Annotated in this window: 15 protein-coding genes; 5 read left to right on the plus strand and 10 right to left on the minus strand. The window is 58.0% G+C overall.

The genetic code is table 11. From position 1 onward, the window contains the following. Positions 1 to 42: 42 nt before the first annotated feature. From H9S92_RS10245 to rfbD, 4 genes are all read right to left on the minus strand, one after another. Complete coding sequence (locus H9S92_RS10245) at positions 43 to 1,362, minus strand: gluconate:H+ symporter (RefSeq protein ID WP_187466618.1); 1,320 nt, start codon at positions 1,360 to 1,362, stop codon at positions 43 to 45. A 242-nt stretch (positions 1,363 to 1,604) separates the two neighbouring features. Further along, complete coding sequence (locus tag H9S92_RS10250; protein WP_187466619.1) at positions 1,605 to 1,919, minus strand: DUF4286 family protein; 315 nt, start codon at positions 1,917 to 1,919, stop codon at positions 1,605 to 1,607. A gap of 37 nt (positions 1,920 to 1,956) precedes the next feature. Then, positions 1,957 to 3,270 carry a UDP-N-acetylglucosamine 1-carboxyvinyltransferase gene (gene murA, locus H9S92_RS10255; RefSeq protein ID WP_187466620.1) on the minus strand — a complete coding sequence of 438 codons (1,314 nt, stop codon included), beginning with the start codon at positions 3,268 to 3,270 and terminating at the stop codon, positions 1,957 to 1,959. A gap of 128 nt (positions 3,271 to 3,398) precedes the next feature. Then, positions 3,399 to 4,265, minus strand: coding sequence for a dTDP-4-dehydrorhamnose reductase (gene rfbD, locus H9S92_RS10260; RefSeq protein ID WP_187466621.1), 867 nt, complete (start codon positions 4,263 to 4,265; stop codon positions 3,399 to 3,401). A gap of 482 nt (positions 4,266 to 4,747) precedes the next feature. Between rfbD and H9S92_RS10265 the strand changes: the two genes are divergently transcribed. From H9S92_RS10265 to H9S92_RS10275, 3 genes are all read left to right on the plus strand, one after another. Beyond that, a complete protein-coding gene (locus H9S92_RS10265; RefSeq protein ID WP_187466622.1) occupies positions 4,748 to 5,122 on the plus strand; it encodes a hypothetical protein in 375 nt (124 codons plus the stop codon). 127 nt (positions 5,123 to 5,249) lie between these two features. Then, the gene (gene aroC, locus H9S92_RS10270) at positions 5,250 to 6,332 is read left to right on the plus strand and encodes a chorismate synthase (protein WP_187466623.1); all 1,083 of its coding nucleotides are present in this window, start codon (positions 5,250 to 5,252) and stop codon (positions 6,330 to 6,332) included. 114 nt (positions 6,333 to 6,446) lie between these two features. Next, the gene (locus H9S92_RS10275; protein WP_187466624.1) at positions 6,447 to 7,319 is read left to right on the plus strand and encodes a DUF6929 family protein; all 873 of its coding nucleotides are present in this window, start codon (positions 6,447 to 6,449) and stop codon (positions 7,317 to 7,319) included. A gap of 6 nt (positions 7,320 to 7,325) precedes the next feature. Here H9S92_RS10275 and H9S92_RS10280 read toward each other — a convergent pair whose 3' ends face one another. Continuing rightward, the gene (locus H9S92_RS10280; RefSeq protein ID WP_187466625.1) at positions 7,326 to 9,572 is read right to left on the minus strand and encodes an ELWxxDGT repeat protein; all 2,247 of its coding nucleotides are present in this window, start codon (positions 9,570 to 9,572) and stop codon (positions 7,326 to 7,328) included. Between the two features lie 244 nt (positions 9,573 to 9,816). Beyond that, positions 9,817 to 10,725 carry an alpha/beta hydrolase gene (locus H9S92_RS10285; RefSeq protein ID WP_222936051.1) on the minus strand — a complete coding sequence of 303 codons (909 nt, stop codon included), beginning with the start codon at positions 10,723 to 10,725 and terminating at the stop codon, positions 9,817 to 9,819. Positions 10,726 to 11,024: 299 nt separating this feature from the next. Here H9S92_RS10285 and H9S92_RS10290 point away from each other — a divergent pair, with 299 nt between their 5' ends. Continuing rightward, positions 11,025 to 12,734 (plus strand): DUF2207 domain-containing protein, encoded by a 1,710-nt coding sequence (locus H9S92_RS10290; RefSeq protein ID WP_187466627.1) that lies wholly within the window; start codon positions 11,025 to 11,027, stop codon positions 12,732 to 12,734. Here H9S92_RS10290 and metH read toward each other — a convergent pair. The 3 genes from metH to H9S92_RS10305 form a co-directional block, all read right to left on the minus strand. Further along, positions 12,731 to 17,173, minus strand: a complete 4,443-nt coding sequence (gene metH, locus H9S92_RS10295) for a methionine synthase (RefSeq protein WP_187466628.1) — start codon at positions 17,171 to 17,173, stop codon at positions 12,731 to 12,733. The genes H9S92_RS10290 and metH overlap by 4 nt on opposite strands. A 215-nt stretch (positions 17,174 to 17,388) precedes the next feature. Further along, positions 17,389 to 18,975 carry a SulP family inorganic anion transporter gene (locus H9S92_RS10300; RefSeq protein ID WP_187466803.1) on the minus strand — a complete coding sequence of 529 codons (1,587 nt, stop codon included), beginning with the start codon at positions 18,973 to 18,975 and terminating at the stop codon, positions 17,389 to 17,391. Between the two features lie 143 nt (positions 18,976 to 19,118). Next, entirely contained in the window at positions 19,119 to 19,823 is a 705-nt protein-coding gene (locus tag H9S92_RS10305; protein WP_187466629.1) for a TetR/AcrR family transcriptional regulator, read from the minus strand. A 169-nt stretch (positions 19,824 to 19,992) separates the two neighbouring features. Between H9S92_RS10305 and H9S92_RS10310 the strand changes: the two genes are divergently transcribed. Continuing rightward, positions 19,993 to 23,139 (plus strand): sensor histidine kinase, encoded by a 3,147-nt coding sequence (locus H9S92_RS10310; RefSeq protein ID WP_187466630.1) that lies wholly within the window; start codon positions 19,993 to 19,995, stop codon positions 23,137 to 23,139. A 218-nt stretch (positions 23,140 to 23,357) separates the two neighbouring features. Here H9S92_RS10310 and H9S92_RS10315 read toward each other — a convergent pair whose 3' ends face one another. Next, positions 23,358 to 24,896 (minus strand): acyl-CoA carboxylase subunit beta, encoded by a 1,539-nt coding sequence (locus H9S92_RS10315; protein WP_187466631.1) that lies wholly within the window; start codon positions 24,894 to 24,896, stop codon positions 23,358 to 23,360. Position 24,897 lies beyond the last annotated feature (1 nt).

Here is a 24,897-nt window from a genome sequence, read left to right on the forward strand (position 1 = left end):
CGGAACCGGATCCAGGCCTCTGCTACGTAGTCAACACTCGCCTCAAACCACCAGGGAGAGCCCCAGGCAACCCACCAGGCCAATGAGGCTCACCACCGTTTCCATCACCGTCCAGCTGCGGAGGGTCTGGGGCACGGTCAGGCCGAAGTATTCCTTGAAAAGCCAGAAGCCGGTGTCGTTGACGTGGCTCAGGGTGAGGCTGCCCGCGCCGGTGGCCAAGACGAGCAGCTCCGGGCTGGCGTTGCCGCCCTGGGCCAGGGGCAGCGCAATGCCGGCCGCAGTGATCGCCGCCACCGTCGCCGAACCCAGGGTTACCCGCAGGGCTGCGGCAATGAGCCAGGCAATGAGGATGGGGTGGGTATTGAAGCCTTGCAGGGTATCGACGATGTACCTGCTCGTGCCGCTATCGACCAACACCTGCTTGAAGGCTCCGCCCGCCGCAATGATGAGCAATACGGCAGCCATGGGAGCCAGTTGTTTGCCCACCCGGCCCATGAGTTGCTGGATGGACATCCCCGTTTGCCCGCCCAAAACCAGCATGGCAATCACCACTCCCAGTAAAAGCGCCACCGTAGCGTTGGTAAAGAGTCCGAGCAGGCCGGAACTTACGACCCAGCTTTGCTCGTCCACCGTTCCCTGCACCAGCGTCCCCGCCGCCAAAAGTAAAACGGGCAGCAACGCACACAACATACTCGCCCCGAAGGAGGGCAACCGCACGGGCAATTCAATGGCCTCAAAGGTCAGCGCACCTTTGGTCTGGGGCATATTGCGCAGCGTACGCGCCAGCACCGGACCCGCCAAAATGACCGAGGGAATGCCCAGCAAAATGCCGTAGAGCAAGACCTTGCCCATGTCCGCACCGAAGGTGTTGGAAATAAGCACCGGCGCCGGGTGCGGCGGCAAAAAACCGTGCGTGACCGAGAGGGAGACCACCGTAGCCACCGCCACCATGGCCAGCGGAAGCCCTGTCTTTTCCGCCGCACTGATGATGATCGGCGCCATCATCACAAAGGCTACCGTGTAAAACAAGGGGATGCCAATCAAAAAACCGACCAAACACAGCCCCCAGAGCACCGAAGTTCCGGTCCGTTGCCCCACCAGGCGGTCGGTAATCACTTTTGCCGCTCCCGTTTCGGCCACCACACCGCCTAAAATAGCGCCTAAGCCGAGGATGATGGCCAGGTCGCTCAGCGTACCCCCCACGCCGTTCGTAATGGCGTCCATCGTTCCCTTCGGGCCCATTCCCAGGCCCAAACCAGCCCCGATCGCCACCAACACCAGCGCAATAAAGGGGTGCCACTTCAGGATGACAATGAGCAGCAAAAGGGCGGCAACCGCCAGAAGCGTAATAACAATAGGCATGATCTCGGAGCGTAGCAGTGTTTAGACAGTGCGCCAAAGTACAACCCAAATCTTGTTCACGGCAGGTTGGAAGCAGGCAACCGGTCTATTCGCTGCTGTTCAGGTCCCTGGATCGCAATGGGCTTTTCGGTCGGTAGCAGGGCTAGTCCATCCACTACCAAACTACCGAACTACCGAACTACCGAACTACAGAACTTCCTTCAAAAACCACAACCAGTTCACCGTCAGAAAAGCATCTTCCCTCACTGCCCTTCCGCTACCACTTCCAGCAGCGAAGGAAAGCTGTACAGTTTGCCTTTCCATTCCCGGTCGATCATCCGCTGGTGATCGAGGGCAAATTTTTCCTGGTAAATGTCGAAGGCCGGGCGGGAGGCGAAGGTGAGCAGCAGGGCGTAGGTCACCCCGTCGGATTCATCCACCCCCAGCAGGCGGGCCAGGCGAAAGTCTTCTACCGTACCCGAGTCCATGACGTGCGGCAGGTAGGCCTGTTCCATCCACTGCAGCCATTGATCGTGGGAGTGGTGTTCGACTTTAGAGGTAACGTTGTAAATCATCATTGGCAAGAGAATGCTTCAAGGGAGGGCAGGGTTGCGCCTACTCCCTGGTAATCCGCGCGCCCAGGGCCCGCAGGCGTCCATCGATGTCCTGGTAGCCACGGTCAATCTGTTGAATGTTGTCGATCCGGCTGGTGCCCTCGGCCGAAAGCGCCGCAATGAGCAGCGAGACGCCGGCGCGGATGTCGGGCGAAGTCATCGCAATGCCCCGCAGTGGCGTCCGTTTGTCCAGGCCAATGACCGTAGCGCGGTGGGGGTCACAAAGGATGATCTGCGCACCCATATCGATGAGCTTATCGACGAAGAAAAGGCGGCTTTCGAACATCTTCTGGTGGATCAGCACACTGCCCCGGGCCTGGATGGCCACCACCAGGGCAATGCTCATCAAATCGGGCGTGAAGCCGGGCCAGGGTGCATCGTAAATCGTCAGGATGCCGCCGTCGATGAAGGTCTGGATCTCGTAGTGGTCCTGGGCCGGAATGTGGATGTCGTCGCCCACGTAGTTCATCTTCACCCCCAGGCGCTCGAAGGTGCGCGGGATGAGGCCGAGCTGGTCCAGGCACACGTCTTTGATGGTGATGTCGCTGCCCGTCATCGCGGCCAGGCCAATGAAACTGCCGATCTCGATCATGTCGGGCAACATCCGGTGCTCGGTACCGCTAAGGCGTTCCACGCCCTGGATTTTGAGGAGGTTGGAGCCAATACCTTCGATTTTGGCACCCATGCGGACCAACATCTTGCAAAGTTGCTGCAGGTAGGGCTCGCAGGCGGCGTTGTAGATCGTCGTTTCCCCCTTGGCCAACACGGCGGCCATCACCACGTTGGCGGTGCCCGTCACGCTGATCTCGTCCATGTGCAGGAAGGTGCCCTGCAATCCCTCCGTACGGAAGGCGTAGATGTGGCGGTCGGCATCGTAGTGGAAATCGGCTCCCAGGGCTTGTAGCCCCAGCAAGTGGGTATCGAGGCGGCGGCGACCAATCTTATCCCCGCCTGGCTTGGGCAAACTGGCCTTGCCAAAGCGGCCCAGCAAAGGCGCAATGACCATCACCGAGCCCCGGATGCGCTGCGCGTCGCGCACGTAGGCCTCGCTGAGGATGTAGTCCACATCAATATCCCGGGCCGTAATCCGCACGGTGTGGCGGTCAATGCGCTCAACTTTCGCGCCGAGGCCCGCCACGAGGTCGATGAGCTTGTTGACGTCAAGAATGTCGGGCAAGTTCTCCACCAGCACCGGCTCGGCCGTGAGCAGGGTGGCGCTGATGATCTGCAGTGCCTCGTTTTTGGCCCCCTGGGGGGTGATGTTGCCGGAGAGCTTGTGCCCTCCTTCTACGATGAAGGTTCCGTTGTCGGTCATGGCGCGAAGGTAAGTAGTTTGGCGCGGCCGCAGGTGCTTTGGAAAGGATAAAGGAGCAAAGGGGGAAAGGAGGAAGGGTGTCCCCCCTTTAACCCTTTCCCCCTTTCCCCCTTTAATCCTTTCCCCCTTTAATCCTTGCCTGTACGCTGCAATTTACCCAAACAGTCTTTGAGTGCCTCACGCCAGTGGCGGGGCTGCCCGGTCCATTCGGCAATCTTGCGGGTGTCGAGCACGCTGTAGGCCGGTCTTTTGGCGGGGGTGGGGTACTGCTCGGTCCGGATGGGGTGCAGCTGACAACCCAGGCCCGAGAGTTCAAAGATGGCGTGGGCGAAGTCGTACCACGAGGCCGCGCCGCTGTTGGAAAAGTTGTAGATGCCGCTGGGGGCTTCGTTCAGTACGAGCTGCATGGCCGCTGCGGCCAGGTCGGCAGCGTAAGTGGGCGAGCCCACCTGATCGGCCACAATGCCGAGGCTCTCCCGCTCACGACCCAGACGGAGCATGGTGCGCAGAAAGTTTTCACCGTACTCGGCGTAGACCCAGCTGGTGCGCAGGATGTAGGCCGCCGGGTGGTTTTGCTGCACGATGGCCTCCCCCTCGAGTTTCGTCTTGGCGTAAACGCTGGTACCGAGTGTGCGGTCAGTTTCCAGCAAGGGCCGGTTGTAATCGCCCGCGTAGACGTAGTCGGTGGAGAAGTGGACAAACTTAATGCCCGCCGCAGCGCAGGCACTGGCCAGACTGCCGGCCGCTTCCACGTTGACCTGGCGGGCTTTGGCGGGCTCCGATTCTGCGCGGTCGACGGCCGTATAGGCTGCAGCGTTGAAGACTACATCGGGCTGTGCTTCGGCAAAGGTGAGCTGTAACTCCTTGGGGTTGGTGATGTCGAAATCCGATCGGTTGTACGCAAAAATGCGCGGCGGTACGGGCAATGCCCTGGCCGCTCCAATCAGCTTCTGGCCCAGCTGCCCACCAGCACCGCAGATCATGATTCTTTTCATTGGCCGCAAAGGTAGCCCCTGGCTGCCGATCCCGCTCTACCCGATGACCGCAAAAGATTTACCGCCTCAGAAGGCCGTCTCTCAAGCAGTTCCTCCCCGGTGTTGTCGCGGCTTCAGCCCACCCCCGGTATTGTCGCAGCTTCAGCCCGACCCCTTCCTTCCGGGCTTCAGCCCACCCCCGGTATTGTCGCAGCTTCAGCCCGACCCCTTCCTTCAGGGCTTCAGCCCGCCCCCGGTATTGTCGCGGCTTCAGCCCGACCCCAGGTATTGTCGCAGCTTCAGCCCACCCCCTTCCTTCAGGGCTTCAGCCCGCCCACGGTATTGTCGCGGCTTTAGCCCGACCCACTCCTGCCGCAAGTCCTTTTCCCTCCCAAATCCTTTAGCGACTCTTCCCATTAATCGGATTTTTCCTGGGGTTCGTCCAGCGGATTTGGCCGGATTGCCCTCCCCGTTTAGCTTCGTCGCCGTAAAAACATCGGACTATGAAACTCATCGCATTAAACGTTGGCCAAGACCTGATTGAGGTATACAATAATATGTGGACGGGCGTGGAAACCATCCGCTTCAACGGACACACGGTCAGTGAGCAGTTCAATTGGTTCCGGGGCGATCACAGCTTCGCCGTTGCTTCCGACGATGGAAATGGCACCGACCATTACCGGGTAGTCATCCAGTTCGGTATGTCCGGAATCACCGTAGACGTGTACCGCAACGAAGAATGTCTCCTGGCCCAAAGCTGCGAAGGCAAACGCCACACCAAGCGCCAGAAAAGGGGCCTCCACCGCGCAGTGCCCCAACCCAGACCCACCCGCGTAACTGAGCCCGAACGCCTGTACCGGGAAGAGGATTTGGTGTAGTTCAGTAGTTCAGTAGCTCTGTAGTTTAGCAGACCCTGCTAACTATGAACTATGAACTATGAACTATGAACTATGAACTATGAACTATGAACTACCTTAGCCCCTCCCAACAAACCACCCCTTGCCCATGGCTGGCAGCAACTACGGCACCGCTTTTCGCATCAGCACTTTCGGAGAAAGCCACGGACCTGGCCTCGGCGTAGTCATCGACGGGTGCCCGGCCGGGATTGATTTTGACGAAGACTTCATTCAGGCGGAGCTGGCCCGCCGCAAGCCTGGCCAGAGCCGCCTGGTCACCCAGCGCAAAGAGAACGACGGCGTGCAGATTCTCTCCGGCGTCTTTGAAGGCAAAACTACTGGTACGCCCATCGGTATGGTCATCTACAACGAAGACCAACGCAGTAAGGACTACGGACACATCTTCGATAAGTTCCGGCCCAGCCACGCCGATTATACTTTTCAGGCGAAGTACGGCATCCGCGATTACCGGGGCGGAGGACGCTCCAGCGCCCGCGAAACCGCCGCCCGTGTTGCCGCCGGGGCCGTTGCCCAACTCCTGCTGCGGAAGGTGGGGGTGGAAATCAAAAGCTACGTCAGCCAGGTAGGGAACATTACCCTGCCCCAGGACTACGCCGACCTTGACCTGGACCTGATCGAAAGCAACGACGTCCGCTGCCCCGATCCCGCCACCGCCGCGCTGATGGAAGAAGAAATCCTCGCCGTGCGCAAAGACGGCGATACCATCGGCGGGGTGGTCACCGGCCTCATCCGCGGCGTGCCCCCCGGCTGGGGTGAACCCGTCTTCGACAAACTCCACGCTGAATTAGGCAAAGCCATGCTGAGCATCAACGCCTGCAAGGGATTCGAATACGGCAGTGGTTTTGCTGGCGTAACCCTGCGCGGCAGCCAGCACAACGATGGCTTTTACCAGGATGAAGAAGGCCGCGTCCGTACCCACACCAACCGCAGCGGCGGCATCCAGGGCGGCATCTCCAACGGCGAAGACATCTACTTTCGGGTGGCTTTCAAGCCCGTAGCCACCATCATCCAAGACCAAACGAGCATCAACGAGGATGGTGAGACCGTCATCGTGAGTGGCAAAGGCCGCCACGACCCCTGCGTCTTGCCCCGCGCCGTGCCTATTGTGGACAATATGGCGGCTTTGGTGTTGGCCGATTTTTGCCTGCGCGCCAGAAGCGGGCAGTGGTAATGAACCGACCTCCTTATATGCAAATGTTCATCGAGGATGAAGAAAGAATGGAGGTTTTTTAACATGCTTTTGGTAATATTAATCACTGGTCTGGCCGCCTGCACACCTTTGCGGATGAACATCAACTTGACGGATAAAATTACGCTTCCCGGGTTTCCCAGTGGTTCTGGCATTGTTCACGTGGGCGACCATTATTACGCTATTGGCGACGATGCACCTTACCTGTTTAAGCTGGACGCTGCCTTTGCGGTGGTCGAGAAAATACCTTTGCTGGAGGTGGATACTTTCTCCGGAACGAGAATCAGCAAACCCGATAAGCCAGATTTTGAGACGCTGGAAAAAATAGGTGATACGGAGCTGGTTGTTTTCGGCTCCGGCTCAAAATCTCCGCAGCGGGATGTATTTGTGCGAATACTGCTAGAAGATTCTATCACCGTTGAAAAGTACGTCACTACGGCATTTTACACGGCCTTGAAATCTTTGCCCATATTTGCAGGCTCCGAGCTTAATCTGGAAGCCGTCGCCTACCGTAATGGCCAAATCTTCCTTTTCAACCGAAAAAAGAACCTGGTTTTGCAATTTCCTTACGTTGAGGTGCTAGCGTATTTGCAGGGAGTGGGGGATTTTCCTATCCCTATGGCGACCGAGTTTACCCTGCCCGCCATCAACGGAGTGGAAGCTGGCTTTTCGGGTGCTACAGCACTGGAAGGACAAGCAAAAATCATCTTCACCGCTTCCGTGGAAGACACGGACAATGCCTACGACGACGGCGAAATTCTGGGGAGTTTCCTGGGCACGATCGATCTGTTTGACGATGCATTGGGGGGCGAGCTCCACTACATCCAATTACCCGGTTCTGCGGGCGTAGTGAAGGTGGAATCCATCACCGTGACCGCAGAAACGAGCCCATCCTCCGCCGCCGTGGTGCTGATTACCGACAACGACCGGGGGGATTCTGACCTTTTTCGTGGGGTGCTGTCCTGGTAAGAGGAATTACCTTCGCACCACGATTCGTTCAACAATCCGGGTGGATAAATCGGCTCCACGAAGTTCGAGGAGATAGGTCCCGCTGGCCAGGTGATTCACTTCAATTAAGGAACTGTTTTTTCCACTGAAAAGAAGTTGTCCTTGCAAACTATACAGCCTTGCCTCGAAATCCAGGTTCCCTTCCACCACAATGTGTAGCTCCGCTGCCACAGGGTTGGGGAAAATGCTGATAACAGCATTCTCGACCTCATAAGTAGAGGTACTGAGACTGTCTAATCCATTACAATCTTCGTCAATCCCATTGTCCGGTATGTCTACGGCCGCTGGATTAATGTTTGGGTTGATCTCATCGCAGTCTTCTACCAGGACGAAGCCATCTTGATCCAGGTCGTCGTCAAAAGTCGTCGCGTCACAGTCGTCATCCAATCCGTTGTAGGCCGTCTCCGTTTGGCCGGGATTTACGGCGGGGTTGATGTCGTCGCAGTCTTCGGCCAAGACGAAGCCGTCCTGGTCCAGGTCGTCATCAAAGGTCATCGCGTCACAGTCGTCATCCAAGCCATTGTATGGGATCTCCATTTGGCCGGGATTTACGGCGGGGTTGATGTCGTCGCAGTCTTCGGCCAAGACGAAGCCGTCCTGGTCCAGGTCGTCATCAAAGGTCATCGCGTCACAGTCGTCATCCAAGCCATTGTATGGGATCTCCATTTGGCCGGGATTTACGGCGGGGTTGATGTCGTCGCAGTCTTCGGCCAAGACGAAGCCATCCTGGTCCAGGTCGTCATCGAGCGTCATCGGATCGCAGTCGTCATCCAGTCCATTGTAGGGGATCTCCATTTGACCGGGATTGATAGCGGGGTTGAGGTCGTCGCAGTCCACATCGGCGGTAAACCCATCATTGTCCTCATCGATGGGTTGGCTGATCAAATCTATGATGTAGGGTTCATATCCAGTTGCATCGGTCTGGGCAAAGCAAAATAATTTGCCGTCGAAGAGGTAAAGAGAGGTAGGTCTTGATTGGCCTTCTGGGTTAATGTTAATTTCAAAAGTATTGGCGGCAGTTCCATCGGAAACCCAGATCTCCTGAGCGAAGGATCTGCCCGCATTCAGGTAAATGAAATTGGTGTCCGCCACAATTTCGCTGGGCAAGGCAAAGCCCGAGCCATTGCTGTTGAAATCCCGAAAAAGAAGGGTGCCAGCTTCGGTCCCGTCCGAAACGAACAATTCAATATCTGAACTGCCATTATTGCCTTTGTAGTACAGTTTATCTTTAAACACCACCGCATTTTGGGGAGCGTAACCATTTGCGCCCGGCCAAACATCCTTTACCAGGGTGGTGCCCTGGGCGGTGCCATCGGTCCGCCAGAGTTCATCTCCACTTACTCCGTCGTTGGCGGCAAATAGGATGGTTCCGTTGACGCGTTCAAAGCGGGGCCCTATCCAATTGAAGGATATTGACTGAAAATCACGTATCTTGAAGGTGCCCGCTCTCGTTCCATTGCTGACCCAGAGATCCTGATTTTGAATCATCAACATAAAGTTTTCCGTAGAAAACAGTTGACTGGGCTCAAAGCCAAAGAAATCTTCGGGGTCATCGTTCCTCACCAATACAGTGCCGGCAGTTGTTCCGTTCGTTCTCCAAAGGCCTTCCCGGCACGAAAAGTAAACTTGATTATTAAAAACTGTGTAAGAATTAGGCAAACTCGAACCATTCAGGGAGATGTTTCTCACCAAAACCGTTCCGTTCGGTGTGCCGTCGGTCTTCCACAGTTCGTAGTCGTCGCCGCTGATCCCTGTGAAATAGAGGGTATTATTAAATACAATGAAGCCCTCCGCAGTGTAGCCATGGTCAACCCAAACACCGTGCGAACTGCCGGGATTAATATCCTTCAATAGGGTGGTTCCCTCACTCGTTCCATCGGTCGTCCACCACTCCCGTCCGTGACTGGCGGTCCGGGCCACGAAAACGAGCCTGCCATTGACGATATGCATATGTTGAATCTCTGAGCCTCCAGAACCTGCGTTGATGTCCCTGACCAGCCGTAATTCGGAGTTTTCATAGACCCAAAGCTCGTCCCCATTGATGCCGTCGTTGGCGGAGAAGAACAACTTGTCCTGAAAATAAATAGAGACATTGTCCTTGAAGGTGGCCGAATTTCCGGTCCCTTGGTTAATGTCGGCGATTAGGGTAAAGTCTTGGGCGGGCAGGTGGCTAACCAGGGTTGCTAAAAGGAGCGCAAAGTAAAATTTTCTCATGTTTATTCCTTGAGAGCTGGATAAGGTTGGTGCAAGATGAAAGGCTGAAGTAAGCCATTCTTCGCGGTAAAGATAGTTTGCTTTGGCAATTGTGCAAATGCAGCGGGAGGGAAGTTGGTACAGGTAAAAATCACCTTTCCCCGCGTATCCCCAACACGACCACGCCTCCCCAGCTCCTCCCCCTTTGGGGGTTGGGGGGCGTCCCTGCATTGCACCTGCGGCCGCGCCCAAATTAAAAATCCGCCTACTCCGCTATTCCATTCGTCGCCACCATCCGCTTTAAAAAGCCGAACCAGGCGTCGCGGTAAGGTTCGCCGCCTTTGTCCCAGAGGTCGGCGTGGTCCCCATTTTGGACGGTATAGAGTTCTTTATCGGCGGAAGCCAAAGCCGCGAAAAGGGCGTGGGCGTTTTCAATGCCAATATTGCGATCGGTATCGCCGTGAATGAGCAAAACGGGCTGGGTGATGGCACGGGCGCTCAGCAGGGGCTGGATGCTGCGGGGCGGAAAATCGGCGATTTTTCCCGCTTGGTCGAGCACGTAATTGGTCAGCCAGCGGGGGAGGGGCAGGCCGCTCATGCGCCGCCCGTAGGCGTGGGTGACCGTCTGGAGGTCCTGAAAAGTACTCTCGATGAGGCCAAAGCGGAGCCGCCCGTCGTGGGCCAGGCTTTGCAAAGCCACCGCCCCACCCATGGAGTTGCCGTAGATGCCCGTCGGCAAACCCGGGCTTTTCGCTTCCAGCCAATCGATGGCCAGGCTCACGTCCTCTTTCTCCCGGTAGCCGTAACTCAGGTATTGCCCCCCGCTCTTGCCGTGGGCGCGTTGGTCCCAGAGCAAGACATTGTAGCCCAGTGCCGTCAGCTCCGCCACCGTACCCAGGTAAACTTCCTTGCAACTGCCCACCCCGTGCAACATGATGAGGTTGCTGCGCGCCGGAACGGTGGCCGGAATGTAAAATGCATCCAGGGCCGTACCATCGGCAGTAGTGAGGCGGGTAGGCTCGTAGGCCAGTCCATACGTCGCGGGCGTCTCCTGACGCACTTTTCTTGGGGGCTGGATGATGGCGTAGGGCGCAACGTAAGTCGCCAGGTAAAAACCTGCGGCCAGGCCGAGAAGAAACAGAATCAGCAGAACCATCAACGTGGTTTTCAACATGGTTTTGGGAGAGGGGGCAGGCCCGCCGCTGCTCCAAAGGTATTGAAAAGCCGCACAACGCCACCAATTGTGGAAAGTTCCTTGGCGGAACGTCCTAAGGTTGCCCGCTAAAAAAAAACGAACCCGGAACGAGCTTGCAGCTTGCCCCGGGTCAGTGAAAAGTAGGTTGAATCTGTTGTTCGGACGTAAGTCCCGCCAAAGGGTCACTTCGGAAGCTGGCAGCCTTCGCCCGTCGGCAGATAGCGGCACCCCGTCGATTCCACTTTAGCCTCTCCGTCTTTTGTCCGAAATTTCCAGCTATGAAACAACCCATACTATTCCTGTTCCTGCTTTCCTTCCTGCTCAGCACCCTGGTACCGCTGAAGGCCCAGCAAGAGTCTATCCAAAATTTTGTGGCCAACCTGGTCGTCTCCCCCGATGGATCGGTGGAAGTGACCGAAGAGATCACCGTGGTGGCTACAGGAGACCAGATCAAACGCGGCATCACCCGCGCGCTGCACCGTAAACCGATTGGCGACGATGTTCGGGATATGGACCGCTTCACTTACGAGGTGCTTTCCGTGAGCCGCAACGGACAATCGATCGACCACACCGCCAAAAACGAGGGCGGCAACCGCGTCCATTACCTCGGCGACAAAGACACCAAAATCCCGCCGGGAACCTACACTTTTCGCTTCCGCTACCGCAGTCCCCACCAGATCTATTTTACGGATATGGTCGATGAAATTCGCTGGCCGTTGATTGGCATCGATAACCAGTTGCCCGTGGCCCAGGCTTCCATCACCGTACAGTTCCCCGGCGGTACCCAACTGCTGAACAGCGCCTGTTACACCGGCCCCGAAGGCTCGCGGGCGTCCGACTGCCGGGTGGAGCAGGGCGGCAACGCCACTACCTTCACCCTCGGCCGCCCCCTGACACCGAAGGAAGGTATGACCGTTTCCGTGGGGGTGCCCCGCGGCACTTTTGTGCGCCCCACGCCACCGCCGCCGCCCACGCCCCTACAACGCAATGGCACGCTTTGGGCCTGTATCTTCGGCCTGTTGGCGGGCTTGTACTACGGTTACGACAGCTGGAAAAAGCATGGCGTTGACCCCATTGGTCCGCCGGTCGCACCCCGCTTTACGCCGCCCGCCGACTTGTCTCCCGCCGCCGTCAGTTTCGTCAGCCTCGGCATCCCCCACCAGCCGCAGGTGACGGCTTCGCTAACGGACCTGGCGATCAAGGGCTACATCGTCATTAAAGAGGTCGAAAAGCCTGGCTTTCTCGGCATTGGCACCAAGGAAATGTTCGTCATTCACCGCGGCGACCGTCCCGCCCGGCAGGCGGAAATGCACCCCGAGCAATTTGTCCTCTACGGGAAACTCTTCTCCCAAGGCGACACCGTTGAACTGGACGGCACCTACAACAAGGAACTCAACGCCGCTACCGAAGCCCACGGTAAAACCCTGAAAAACCGCCACGGAGATTTCGTCAAGGACGGTGCCAATGGCAAGTACACGCTCCCGCTGCTGGGCATCTTTGCCCTCACCCTCCTCGGGGCCATTCCTTTCCTCAGCAAAGCCAGCGGAGCGGGCATTGCAGTTTTCGTAACCACGGTAGTGCTGTTCATCGCCGGCATGATCTTTCACCTCTGGCTCATCCGCAAGCCCAGCCTGGCCAAAGTCATTACCCTGGGCGAGATCAAGGGAATGCGCCAGTATTTCAAACTGAAGGAAAAGGAACGCCGCAGTTTGCCCGGTGCGCCGCCCATGACAGAGGCCCATTTCCAGGAGCTGCTGCCCTACGCCATCGCCCTGGGCGAAAACAACAATTGGGCGGCGGATTTGGCGACCGACTGGGCCAACTCCAGCACCCGCTCCCAGCACCATTACCCATATTACCTCCCCAATTTCTCGCAGCGGCTGGGCAATTCCTACCAGTCAACGGCCTACCAGGCTTCCTCGGGCGGTGGCGGCTACTCCGGCGGCGGCGGCTCGGTGGGCGGCGGCGGCGGAACGGGCGGCTTTTAGCGGATGGGCCCCAGCCACTGTTCGGCGGTTGCTTCGTCCCAACCCTTGCGGGCGGCGTATTCGGCGGCCTGGTCGTCCTGGATGCCGCGCACGGTAAAGTACTTGGCCGCAGGATGGCTGTAGTACCAGCCGCTCACGCTCGACGCGGGGTGCATGGCCATGCTTTCCGTCAGTTCCATGCCGGTGTTTCTTTCCACGTCCAGGAGTTCCCAAAGCTTGCTTTTTTCGGTGTGCTCGGGGCAGGCGGGGTAGCCCGGTGCGGGGCGGATGCCCTGGTATTCTTCGGCGATGAGTTGCTCGTTAGAGATGGCCTCGTCGGGCGCGTAGCCCCAGAATTCGCGGCGCACCCGCTGGTGCATCCGTTCGGCAAAGGCTTCGGCCAGTCGGTCGGCCAGGGCCTTGAGCATGATGGCGCTGTAGTCGTCGCCGTCCGCTTCAAAGCGCGCCACGTGGGCCTCGATCCCGAAGCCGGTGGAGACGGCAAAAGCCCCGAGGTAGTCCTGGCGGGCGGTACCGTTGGGCGCGGCCGCAGGTGCAATGAAGTCGGTTAAAGCAAGGTTCGGCTGGCCAGCGGCTTTCTTGCTCTGCTGCCGAAGTTGCAGCAAGGGGTAAGTCTTCCCTTCCGGCGTCTGTACGTGGATGGTATCGGTGTGGACGTCGCTCTCCGCCGGGAAAAAGCCGATGACGGCCTTGGCACCCAGCCATTTTTCGGCGACAACCTTCTCCAGCATTTCCCTTGCCTCGGCGTAGAGGTTGCTGGCTTCGACGCCGACCACTTCGTCCGTCAGGATGTCCGGGAATTTCCCCGCCAGTCCCCAGCTGCTGAAGAAGGGCGTCCAGTCGATGTAGTCCACCAGTTCTCCCAGGTCGTAGTTGGCAAACACGCGCGTACCCGTGAAGGTGGGCACCGGCGGCGTGTAATTGTCCCAGTCGAGCACCAGGTGATTTTCCCGCGCCTGGCTGATGCTGAGGTTTTGTTTTCCGGATTGTTGCCGGGCGCGGTGAACGCGTACGCGGTCGTATTCGGCGGTGATGCTTTGGCGGTAGGCCTCCCGGTCTGCGGCCTCGCCATCCAGCAGTTTTCCGGCTACGGTCACCGCACGGCTGGCGTCGAGGACGTGGACGGTGGGGCCACCCCGGTAGGCAGGCTCCACTTTCAAAGCCGTATGGGTTTTGCTGGTGGTGGCCCCGCCAATGAGCAGGGGAGTAGTCATGCCCCGGCGCTCCATCTCGGCGGCGACGTTGACCATCTCGTCCAGCGAAGGCGTAATGAGCCCACTCAGGCCAATGATGTCGACCTTGTGCTTTTGCGCTTCATCCAGAATCTTGTTGGCCGGTACCATTACGCCCAGGTCAATGATGCGGTAATTGTTGCAGGCCAGGACCACCCCTACGATGTTTTTGCCGATGTCGTGGACGTCGCCTTTGACGGTGGCCAGGAGGATGGTGCCTTTGTACTGGCGGGCGAGAATGTCCTTCTCGGCCACCTCAGCAACGGGTGTTAAGAGTGTTGTATCAGGTAATTTTATACCTTGATTAGAAGGACGATCCGCTAGAGCCATTTCCCTCTCCCCCGGCCCCTCTCCAAAGGAGAGGGGTGACCCATCGAGTAAACTTCTATCTTGATTTGAAGGATAATACACCTCCGTAGGGTAAGGATACTCCCGGTCTTTGCGGGCATCAAGAGTAGATTTGATTTTTGCCGATACTGTAAAAGGGTCGTTCAGAATCGCTTCATTGGTAAATCGCAAAACTTCATAACCAACTGACCGGAATTTAGCGCTTCGTACTTCATCACTCCAAATCATTTCGGGAGTGTTGTGATATCCACCATCCACTTCAATGATCACTTTCTTTTGGATACATACGAAGTCTGGGACACTATAGCCCATTGGTTTTTGTCGGACAATTTTATGCCCGGTCTTTTGAGACTGAAGATGTTGCCAAAGCATCTTCTCCGCAGTGGTCTGGTTACGCCGCAGTTTTTTCGCGTACCCTAATATGGCTTGGAAATGTTTATCAGGAATGTCCCAATAGTTTTCACTGACGACAGGAATGCTCTCCTCGTCGCTAGAATGCACTGAAGTCAGGTCACCCCTCTCCTTTGGAGAGGGGCCGGGGGAGAGGGATTCATCCGTCGCTGGAACGCTTTCCTGATTATTCGAAAGTAGTCTCGGTTGATCTCCTTTTTCTGGAGAACTGCGTTGGGAAATGGCCGCCAAAACATCCGCCTTCTCCTGCTCAATAAACGGCTGCAGGTAAGCCACGGCCTGCTTCATTACCCGGGCCGACTTCACCACCTGGGGCAAAAACATTTTGCCGGATCCGAAGAGATCGCCCACTACGTTCATGCCGTCCATCAGCGGGCCTTCAATGACGTGCAGGGGGCGGGGGTACTTCAGGCGGGCTTCTTCAGTGTCTTCAACGATGAACTCGGTAATCCCCCGCACCAGGCTGTGGCGCAGCCTTTCTTCTACGGTGGATTCCCGCCAGGCCAGGTCTTTGACGACCGAGCGCCCGCCGACGTTTTTGAGGCTTTCGGCCAGTTCCGTGAGGCGCTCGGTGGCGTCAGGACGACGGTTGAGGATGACGTCTTCTACGTGGGTGAGGAGTTGAGAGGGGATGTCTTGATAGACCTCGATCATGCCAGCGTTGACGATGCCCATGTCCATCCCCGCCCGGATGGCGTGGTAGAGGAAAGCAGAGTGCATTGCTTCGCGTACCACGTCATTCCCCCGGAAGCTGAAGCTCACGTTGGAGACCCCGCCACTGATTTTTACGCCCGGGCAGAGGGTCTTGATGCGTTGGGTCGCTTCGATGAAGTCTACTCCGTAGTTGTTGTGCTCCTCGATGCCGGTGGCGACGGCAAAGATGTTGGGGTCGAAGATGATGTCTTGGGGCGGGAAGCCAATTTCCTCCGTCAGCAGGCGGTAAGCCCGGTGGCAGATTTCGACTTTCCGGTCGGCAGTATCGGCCTGTCCTTCTTCGTCGAAGGCCATCACGACGGCTGCTGCGCCGTAGGCTTTAACCAGGCGGGCCTGGCGGAGAAATTCTGCTTCGCCCTCCTTCATGGAGATGGAATTGACGATGCACTTGCCCTGGACGCACTGCAGGCCGGCCTCAATCACGTCCCACTTCGAGGAGTCGATCATGACGGGCAGCCTGGCAATGTCGGGCTCGGCCATCATCAGGTTGAGGAAGGTGACCATGGCCTCTTTGGAGTTGAGGAGGCCTTCGTCCATATTGACATCAATGACCTGAGCTCCGCCTTCCACCTGGTCACGGGCCACGTCGAGGGCTTCGCTGTATTTGCCGTCCATGATCAGGCGGCTGAATTTCCGGGAGCCCGTGACGTTGGTGCGTTCGCCGACGTTGATGAAGTTGGTTTCCGGCCGGACGATCAGGGGTTCGAGGCCGCTGTACTGGGCGTAGGGGGGCAGGGTAGGGATTTGCCGGGGGGGGAGGCCCGCTACGGCCAGCGCCATTTGCCGGATGTGCTCGGGCGTTGTCCCGCAGCAACCGCCGATGAGGTTGACGAATCCGCTGGCGGCGAAGTCGCGGATGTAGCCCTGCATTTCCTCTGCGCCTTGGTCGTAAGCTCCCAGTTCATTGGGGAGGCCGGCGTTGGGGTAGGCGTGGACGTTGCACTCGGCGATTTTGCTGAGGGCGGCCAGGTGGGTGCGCATCTCCTGGGCTCCGAGGGCGCAGTTGAGCCCGACGCAGAGGGGCTTGGCGTGGGCCACGGAGATGTAGAAGGCTTCGACGGTCTGGCCGGAAAGCGTCCGCCCGCTGGCGTCGGTGATGGTGCCGGAAATCATCACGGGCAAGGCACGGCCCAAAGCCTGCCGCACCCGCTCGAGGGCGAAGAGGGCCGCCTTGGCGTTGAGGGTATCGAAGATGGTTTCGATGAGAATGAGGTCCGCACCGCCGTCGGCCAGGCCGCGGATCTGCGTCGCATAGGCATCGGCCAGCTGGGGGAAGGTGATGGCGCGGTAGCCCGGGTCGTTGACGTCGGGGCTGATGCTCAGCGTCCGGTTGGTGGGCCCCACGGCACCGGCCACGAAGCGGGGCTTGGTGGGGTTGCGGGCGGTGAATTTATCAGCGGCCTCCCGGGCGACGCGGGCGGCGGCAACGTTGAGCTCGTAGACGATGTGCTCGGTGCCGTAATCTTCCTGGGCGATGCTGGTGCCGCTGAAGGTGTTGGTTTCGATGACGTCGGCCCCGGCTTCCAGGTAAGCCTCGTGAATTTCGCGGATGACGTCGGGGCGGGTGAGCACGAGCAAGTCGTGGTTGCCTTTCAGGTCCTTGGGATGGTCTTCGAAGTAGCCGTGGCGGTAGTCGGCCTCGGTTAAGCCGTACCCCTGGATGAGGCTACCCATTGCGCCGTCGAGGACCAGGATGCGTTCACGGAAAAGCTGATCAAGGGGCGTAGTAGACATGCAATCTCTTTTGAAGGGCGCGCAAAGATAAGCGCTTTACGCCTCCGGGGAAGGTTTTGCGGGGGCGTTGGACAAAAAGATGACGGGTAAGGGGAGGGGCCGGGCGGGGTCCTCCCTTGCTCCTTTCCGACGAGGCTGGCACCTGCGGCCGCGCCCAATGGCTGCTGATGTTCCAGGGCCCGGAAACGCTCCGTAGGCGTATTTTCAAGGCCGTTTTAGTGTAGCGGAACGGCGCGCGGGTAGTCGAAAATTTCCATGTAACTCTCCGGATTTTCAATGGTTTTGTCTGCCATGACGAGATGGGTCTCGATTTTTCGTTCCTTGGCCTGGGTGATGAAATTTTCGAGGATTTCGATCACGTCATAGTCGACAAACTTCGTCTTGGTAATATCTAGTTCCAGTAAGGACCCGCGGGGAAGGCGATCAAGTTCCCGCAAGATAGCCCCTTTATTGAGGAAGGTTACTTCTTCGGCCAGGGCCATCTGGGTTTTTACCTGGTCGCTACCGACCTCCTTGATGTGGAGGAAGTGCGAGTTTTGGTAGCTTTTGTAGAGGATGACGAAGATGCCAACCAACAATCCCAGGCAGATGCCGATAAGCAGGTCAGTAAAAATCAGTCCAACGACCGTGACGATGAAGGGCACAAACTGCTTCCAGCCCGTGCGGTAAATCGAAATGAACGTGGAAGGTTTGGCCAGCTTGTAGCCCACCACAATCAGGATGGCGGCGAGGACGGAAAGGGGAATTTTATTGAGCAGTCCCGGAATAGTGACTACGGAAATCAGCAGAAGGAAACCGTGGACGATGGCAGAAACCTTGGTTTTACCACCAGATTGGATATTGGCCGAACTGCGAACGATAACCTGCGTGATGGGCAAACCGCCGATCAGGCCGGAGAATATATTCCCTGTGCCCTGGGCGAAGAGTTCCCGGTTCGTTGGCGTGACCCTTTGTTCGGGGTCCAGCTTGTCCGTAGCCTCCACGCAAAGCAGGGTTTCGAGGCTGGCCACCAGGGCGATGGTGAAACCGGTCACCCAGACGTTGACGTCCGTTACGGCACCGAAATTGGGGAAACTGAACTGACCGAGGAAGGAAGCTAAATCCGTTGGGATGGGTACGGTTACGAGGTGCTCCGCTGAAATGCCCCAAGCCTCATTTTCGCGCAGGACCACGAAATAGATGATGCCTAAAACGACGGCGACGAGTGGCCCCTGGATGAGGGTAAAGATTTTGCCTTTTTTGCTGAGCACCTGGTCCCACAAAATCAAAATGGCCAGGCTGATGAAGGCGATTAGGGTGGCGCCTGGGCTGATGTTATCGAGCATCAACTGGATTTCCGAGAAGGTGGTTTGCCCATCGGGTTGTACGAAGGAGAAGTCGCCCTCGGGGTCTTTATCCCAGCCAAAAAAGTGGGGAATTTGCTTGAGGATGATGATGATACCGATGCCCGTCAGCATTCCTTTGATGACCGAGGAAGGGAAATAGTAGCCAATGACCCCTGCTTTGAGGGCTCCGAAAACGATTTGAAGGGCACCGCCAATCACTACGGCCAGCAGGAAGTTTTCGTAGCTTCCGAGGTTGGTGATGGCCACCAGAACGATGGCTGCAAGGCCCGCCGCCGGACCACTCACGCCCAGTTGCGATCCACTGATGGCTCCCACCACCACGCCACCGATAATGCCAGCAATGAGCCCTGAGAACAGGGGCGCGCCACTGGCCAACGCAATGCCCAGGCAGAGCGGTAGCGCAACGAAAAAAACTACGATGCTGGCGGGGAGGTCGTTTTTCCAGCTGCCGAGCATGGAAGGATTAGAATTGGTGGTCATTCGTCGGAAATTAAAAAGAAAATTTTCCCCCAGTGTATGATGGGGATACTATATGCTACTGCCAGTAATGCTAGCGCAAATGTTCAGACAACTTGAGGGCTGGCTTAGTTGCGTAGATGCTAATCTATTTGCGGAGCGGGCTGTGAATGGGTATTTAAAAGGTTGGTGACCCAAAACCAGAGCATCGTGCGGAGCTCTTCACTCAGCTCGGAGGTGCGGCCGATATCGGTCAGACGCGGCAAGTGCTCGGCGAAGTAGGGATGGTTGTGGGCCATCTCAAAAAGGGAAGTAGCCAGGGCGCGGGGGTAGGGGAAGGTGGGGGCAATTTCCAAAATAATTGCACAAATTTCCTCACAGAGGCTTTTGTAGCCCAGAAAGAGGCCTTTGCGGTTCTCCTGGTCAACGTCCTTGGTATGGTATGCCTTAGAGCCTTCGTTGATGACGATGCGGTGGAGCAGCCGCTCGTCAATGTAGGGAACTGCGGGGTTGGCCACGAAGGGTTGGGTAAGGGAAGTAATGGCCGCCTGGAGCCGGTCTTCGGGAGAGGATTTGCCTACGGCCGATTGTTTGACGAGGTAGTGCACCCAATCCCAGTACCAACTTACCAGGTAGAGCAACAACTGGTGCTTGCTGTTGAAGTAACGATAGATGCTGGCCTCGGCCGAGCCCAACTCCACCGCCAGCTTTTTAAAGGTGAAAGCCTCCAGCCCCAGTTCATCGAGCAAGATAATGGAATGGGTGAGGATACGTCGACCCAGTTCGGTATCCTGAGGATCACGCAGGGACAACTGGGGGGCGGGAATGATGCGGACTTGAATGGCCATAACGGCAAAGATAGCACTGATTTACAACTTGATAGTAATGCTGCCTTTTTAGTGGGCCTGGACTTTTATTTTGGGTAGGTAGTACTCGGTGAGTCCTTGCAACACCCGGACGGGAACGGCGTTATTAGGCTGGCCACTGTATCTTTCGCCAGTTCTTTTTCCCTTGTCCTTGCGTCCTACCCATTTATGCCTTTTGCTGGTGTTGCTGGGGCTGCCCGTACTCCGGTCGCAGCCACTGCGGATGGAGTACTTTACGGTCAATGATGGCTTGAGCGCCCGCGACATCAACCACTTGCACGTTGGTAAGGACGGCTTCCTATGGGTATCCACTATGGACGGGCTTAACCGCTTTGACGGCCAGGCCTTCCGGCGTTTCGGGCAGGGCGGTCCGGCGGAGGGAGGCCTGAGCCGGGGACCCATTGCGGGTGTTGCGGACGATAATGAGGGCAACTTCGTGGTGACCTTTCAAGACTTCTACGGCTATTTTGACCGCTTCAACCCCCGCAGTTACCAGGTGGAGCAGGTCCGGCTGGTGCCGAGTACGGGAGTACTGGGGTATCCGCGGGCGATCAAGACCGATGCTTTGGGGCGAACTTTCGTCGTCACGATTGGCTCGGAGGGCACCTTTTTGTACGAGTATACGCCCCTCGGGCAGGAAAAGGGAAAGCTCTTTACCCCCATTTACCACCAACCGACGGATGCCTGGACGACCTTTGCGCCCCGCATTGAGTTGTTGGTGTTGAGTAACGGGCAATTTTTGCTCTACGACGAAGAGCACGCCTTTCGGCTCATCAGCGCAACGGGGGAGCTCCTGGCAGAACCCTTTGCGGCCGATGCCCGGCTGCGGCGCTTTTACACTTTTGCCGAGGGGGCGGATGGTAATGTCTACTTCAGCTTTCGGGCGGGTTCCCCGCTTTACCGTTGGAATCCCGATGACCTGATGCCACCCAGTGCGGTAGAAAACCTGGACTACGGGATGGTGTACCCCCGCATGTGCCGCGATGAAAAGGGGCAATTGCTGTTGCTGGCTACGGAAGACATCCTGGGCAAGCAACTTCCACAGGAGTATTATCTGATCGACACGGCGGGCCAGGTGGCCTACTTCGAGCCTTCGCTGCCCACGGAGCGGCCCGTCTCCGCGATGGCGGCCCTGGACTGGCGGGAAACGGTGTACCTCGGTCTGCGGGAAGGACTGGGCGTAGTGGAGCGCTACAACAATGCCGTGCAAACTTACCTGACGGTAGAGGATGGCAATACCCTTTTCAAAAACAGCATCCGGGGCATTTGCGAAGACCCCAGCGGCCGGGTGTACTTTCTGGAAGAAGAAGGGGTGGTGTACTTTCTCGATCCCAACATGGCCCGGCCCGATACGCTGCGCCTGACGGATGCGCGGGATTCCACCAAGGTCATTGCCTTCCGGGCGGGGATGGGCCTTCAGCTGGATCCCAGCGGCGTGGCCCTGTGGGGGGCTGCCCAGCCCACCGATCTGGAAAAAGGGGGTCTGCTTTTTCGCTACGACCTTCGTCAGCAGACCACTGAGGCCTTTCGCTCGCCCTATCCGCTGACGGCCATAAGTTTTGGCCACGACGGCACGCTTTACCTGGCGGGCTCTGACCCCCGGGAAGTAGGCATCCTCCTGCGCTTCGATCCACAGACTAAGGAATTTTCCCCGGCCCTGGGCGGAGAGACCAATGGCGAACCCATCACCGGACAAAGGATCAATTGCCTGCTGACCACCCGGGCGGGGAAACTTTTGCTTGGCACCAACGCCAAAGGATTACTGGTGTACGACCCCGCTACTAAAACTTTACAATCCAGCCTCCTGGGGCAGTTAGCGGGGGAGGAGGGCACTGGCGAAATCCGCTCCGTATTCGTTATCCACGAAGACGAGCAGGGCGACTGGTGGCTGGGCACCGACGCGGGTTTATTCCACTACCGGGTAGAAGAACGCCAGGTGCACCGCTACGGCCGCCAGGATGGCCTGAGCAGCAATTTCGTCTATGGCATCCTCCCCGATGGCAGGGGCGGCCTGTGGCTCTCCACCGGCAACGGTTTGGTGAAGGTGCCCCCCGACCGCGAAACCGGCTCCTTCCGGCGCTACTACCGGGAGGATGGGTTAAGCAACGACGAATTTAACCCCTATTCCGCGCACCGGGACCGGCGGGGCTACTATTACTTCGGCGGCGTCAATGGCCTGACGGTATTCCGGGAAGAAGACCTCTCCAGCAATGCTGCTGGGGCCGACGTAATGTTGACCGAAGTGACCATCTTCAGCCGTGACCAGGAGCGGACCATTGCCAACGACCTGGAGGCCCTCAAACAAGTCACCGTCTTCGCCCACGAAAAGAGTGTGGCCATTTCCTTTACCCTTCCCGTGGGCCAGCGCCCCAGCAGCAGCCAGTTCCGCTACCGCCTGGAGGGCTTCAACGAAGGGTGGGTAAACCTGACCAACGAACGCACCGTCCGCTTCAATAACCTGCCCTCGGGCAAGTACATCCTCCGCGTACAGGGAGCCGGGGCCAACGGCAATTTCGGGGAGCGGGAGCGCCAGTTGGTCATCAACGTCCGGCAGTACGTCCTGGAAAAATTGTGGTTTCAGATCGTCCTGGTACTCGCTTTCGTGGGGCTCATCTACTGGATCCTGCAGTCCAAACTCCGCGAGCGCCTCCGCAACGAACAGCTGCGCACCCAGCTGAGCAGCGATATTCACGACGAAGTTTCCGGCCTTCTGGCGGGGATTACCTTGCAAGCGGAATTGCTGAAAAACCGGACCACCGACGAAAAACTCCAGTCCCGCCTCCACAGTGTAGGCGAGGCCGGCCGCAGCGCCATGTCGAAAATGAGCGACGTCATCTGGAGCATCGACTCGCGGCGGGACACCATCGGTAACCTGCTGCAACGAATGCAGGAACACGCCGATGAGGTGCTGCTGCCCTTAGACATCCGCTACGATTTCCGGGCCAGCGGCTTTGACGAAAAACGGGAATTGCCGGGGAACCTTCGCCAGGACATTTACTTCATCTACAAAGAGGCCATCAACAACATTGCCCGCCACAGTAATGCCACGCGCGTGGACATTGAACTGGAGCAGTTTGCCCAGAACTTTGAGCTCTTCATCCGCGACAATGGCCAGGGCAGCGCGAAGCCCGACGGCGGAGCATCCGGGCCGGAGACGACCCCCGCACGGGCCCCGAAGACCGGTCAGGGCCAGGACAATATGCGGATGCGGGCCAAGCGCCTGGGGGCAACGCTGACCATTGACGAGCGGGCGGGCTACACCCTCATCCTGCGCATGCGGCTGAGGAAGTTGGGCTAGCCCATACTAACGTCAGGTTGGGGATATGCAACGTAGATATTCGCTGTCTTTCAAATGGTTAGACCGCAATGATTTCTTAGTTCGGTAGTTTTGTAGTTCGGTAGTGGGGTATTGTCCACTACCAAACTACAGAACTACAGAACTACAGTACTGCCTACTAAAGGCCGTTGGAAGACCAGTTATTAGTGATTATTGCCAGGGCTCAACCTCCCGTTATACTACAATGGGATATTGCCGTGCTTGCGCTTTGGCGTGGCTACAGCCTTATTTTCCAGGGCGGCAAAGCCCCGGATGAGCTTGCGGCGGGTGTCGCGGGGGGCGATTACCTCATCGATGAAGCCCCGTTGGGCGGCGCGGTAGGGGTTGGCAAATTCGGCGGCGTATTCGGCTTCCTTTTCGGCCAGTTTGGCGGCGGAGTCGGTTGCGGCCTCAATCTCCCGTTTGAAGATGATTTCGCTGGCTCCTTTGGCGCCCATTACCGCGATTTCGGCGGTGGGCCAGGCGTAGTTCAGGTCGGCACCGATGTGTTTGGAGTTCATCACGTCGTAGGCCCCGCCGTAGGCCTTGCGGGTGATGACGGTGATGCGCGGCACGGTGGCTTCGCTGAGGGCGTAGAGCAGTTTGGCTCCGTTGGTGATGATGCCGCTCCATTCCTGATCGGTGCCGGGCAGAAAGCCGGGGACGTCCACCAATACCAGCAGGGGCACGTTGAAGCAGTCGCAGGTCCGGGTAAAGCGGGCGGCTTTTTTGCTGGACTCGACGTCGAGCACGCCCGCCAGGCTCATGGGTTGGTTGGCAACGATGCCAATGCTGCGGCCAGCCAGGCGCGCGAAGCCAACGACGATGTTCTCGGCGTAGTTTTCGTGGATCTCGAAGAAGGTTCCGGGGTCAATGATGCCCTCGATAACGGCGCGCATATCGTAGGGCTGGTTGGCGCTGGCCGGGACGATGCCTTCGAGGGCTTCGCGGCTTTCCTCGCCGAGGGTGTAGGGCAGGGCGGCGGGCTTTTCCTCGCAGTTCTGGGGCAGGTAGCTCAGGAGGGTTTTTACCTTGGCCAGGCAGACGAGGTCATTGGCGGCCGTCAGGTGGGTGACCCCTGACTTGGTAGAGTGGGTGCTGGCGCCGCCGAGTTGTTCGCTGGTGACTTCCTCGTTGGTGACGGTTTTAACCACGTTGGGGCCCGTAACGAACATGTAGCTGGTGTTTTCCACCATGATGGTGAAGTCGGTCATGGCCGGGCTGTAGACCGCGCCACCCGCGCAGGGGCCCATGATGGCGGAGAGCTGGGGAATGACGCCGCTGGCCTGGACGTTGCGGTAAAAAATATCCGCGTAGCCGCCCAAAGACCGGACGCCTTCCTGGATGCGCGCGCCGCCACTGTCGTTGAGGCCAATGAAGGGCGCGCCCGTTTTGAGGGCCATATCCATCACCTTGCAAATTTTCTCGGCGTGGGTTTCGGAGAGGGAGCCGCCGAAGACGGTGAAATCCTGGGCGAAGAGGTAGACCAGGCGGCCATCGATGGTGCCGTAGCCCGTCACCACGCCATCGCCGTAGAAAAGTTGGTCGCCCATCCCGAAGTCGGTAGTGCGGTGGGTGACCAGCGTGCCCACTTCTTCGAAGCTGCCGGGGTCGAGCAGGAGGTGGATGCGTTCGCGGGCGGTGAGTTTACCCTTGCCGTGCTGGCTGGCGATGCGGGCTTCGCCGCCACCGAGGTAGGCGAGGGCTAATTTTTCCTGAAGGGCGCTGTGGTTCTGCATG

Source organism: Neolewinella lacunae (genome assembly GCF_014349155.1).
Classification (GTDB): Bacteria; Bacteroidota; Bacteroidia; order Chitinophagales; family Saprospiraceae; genus Neolewinella; species Neolewinella lacunae.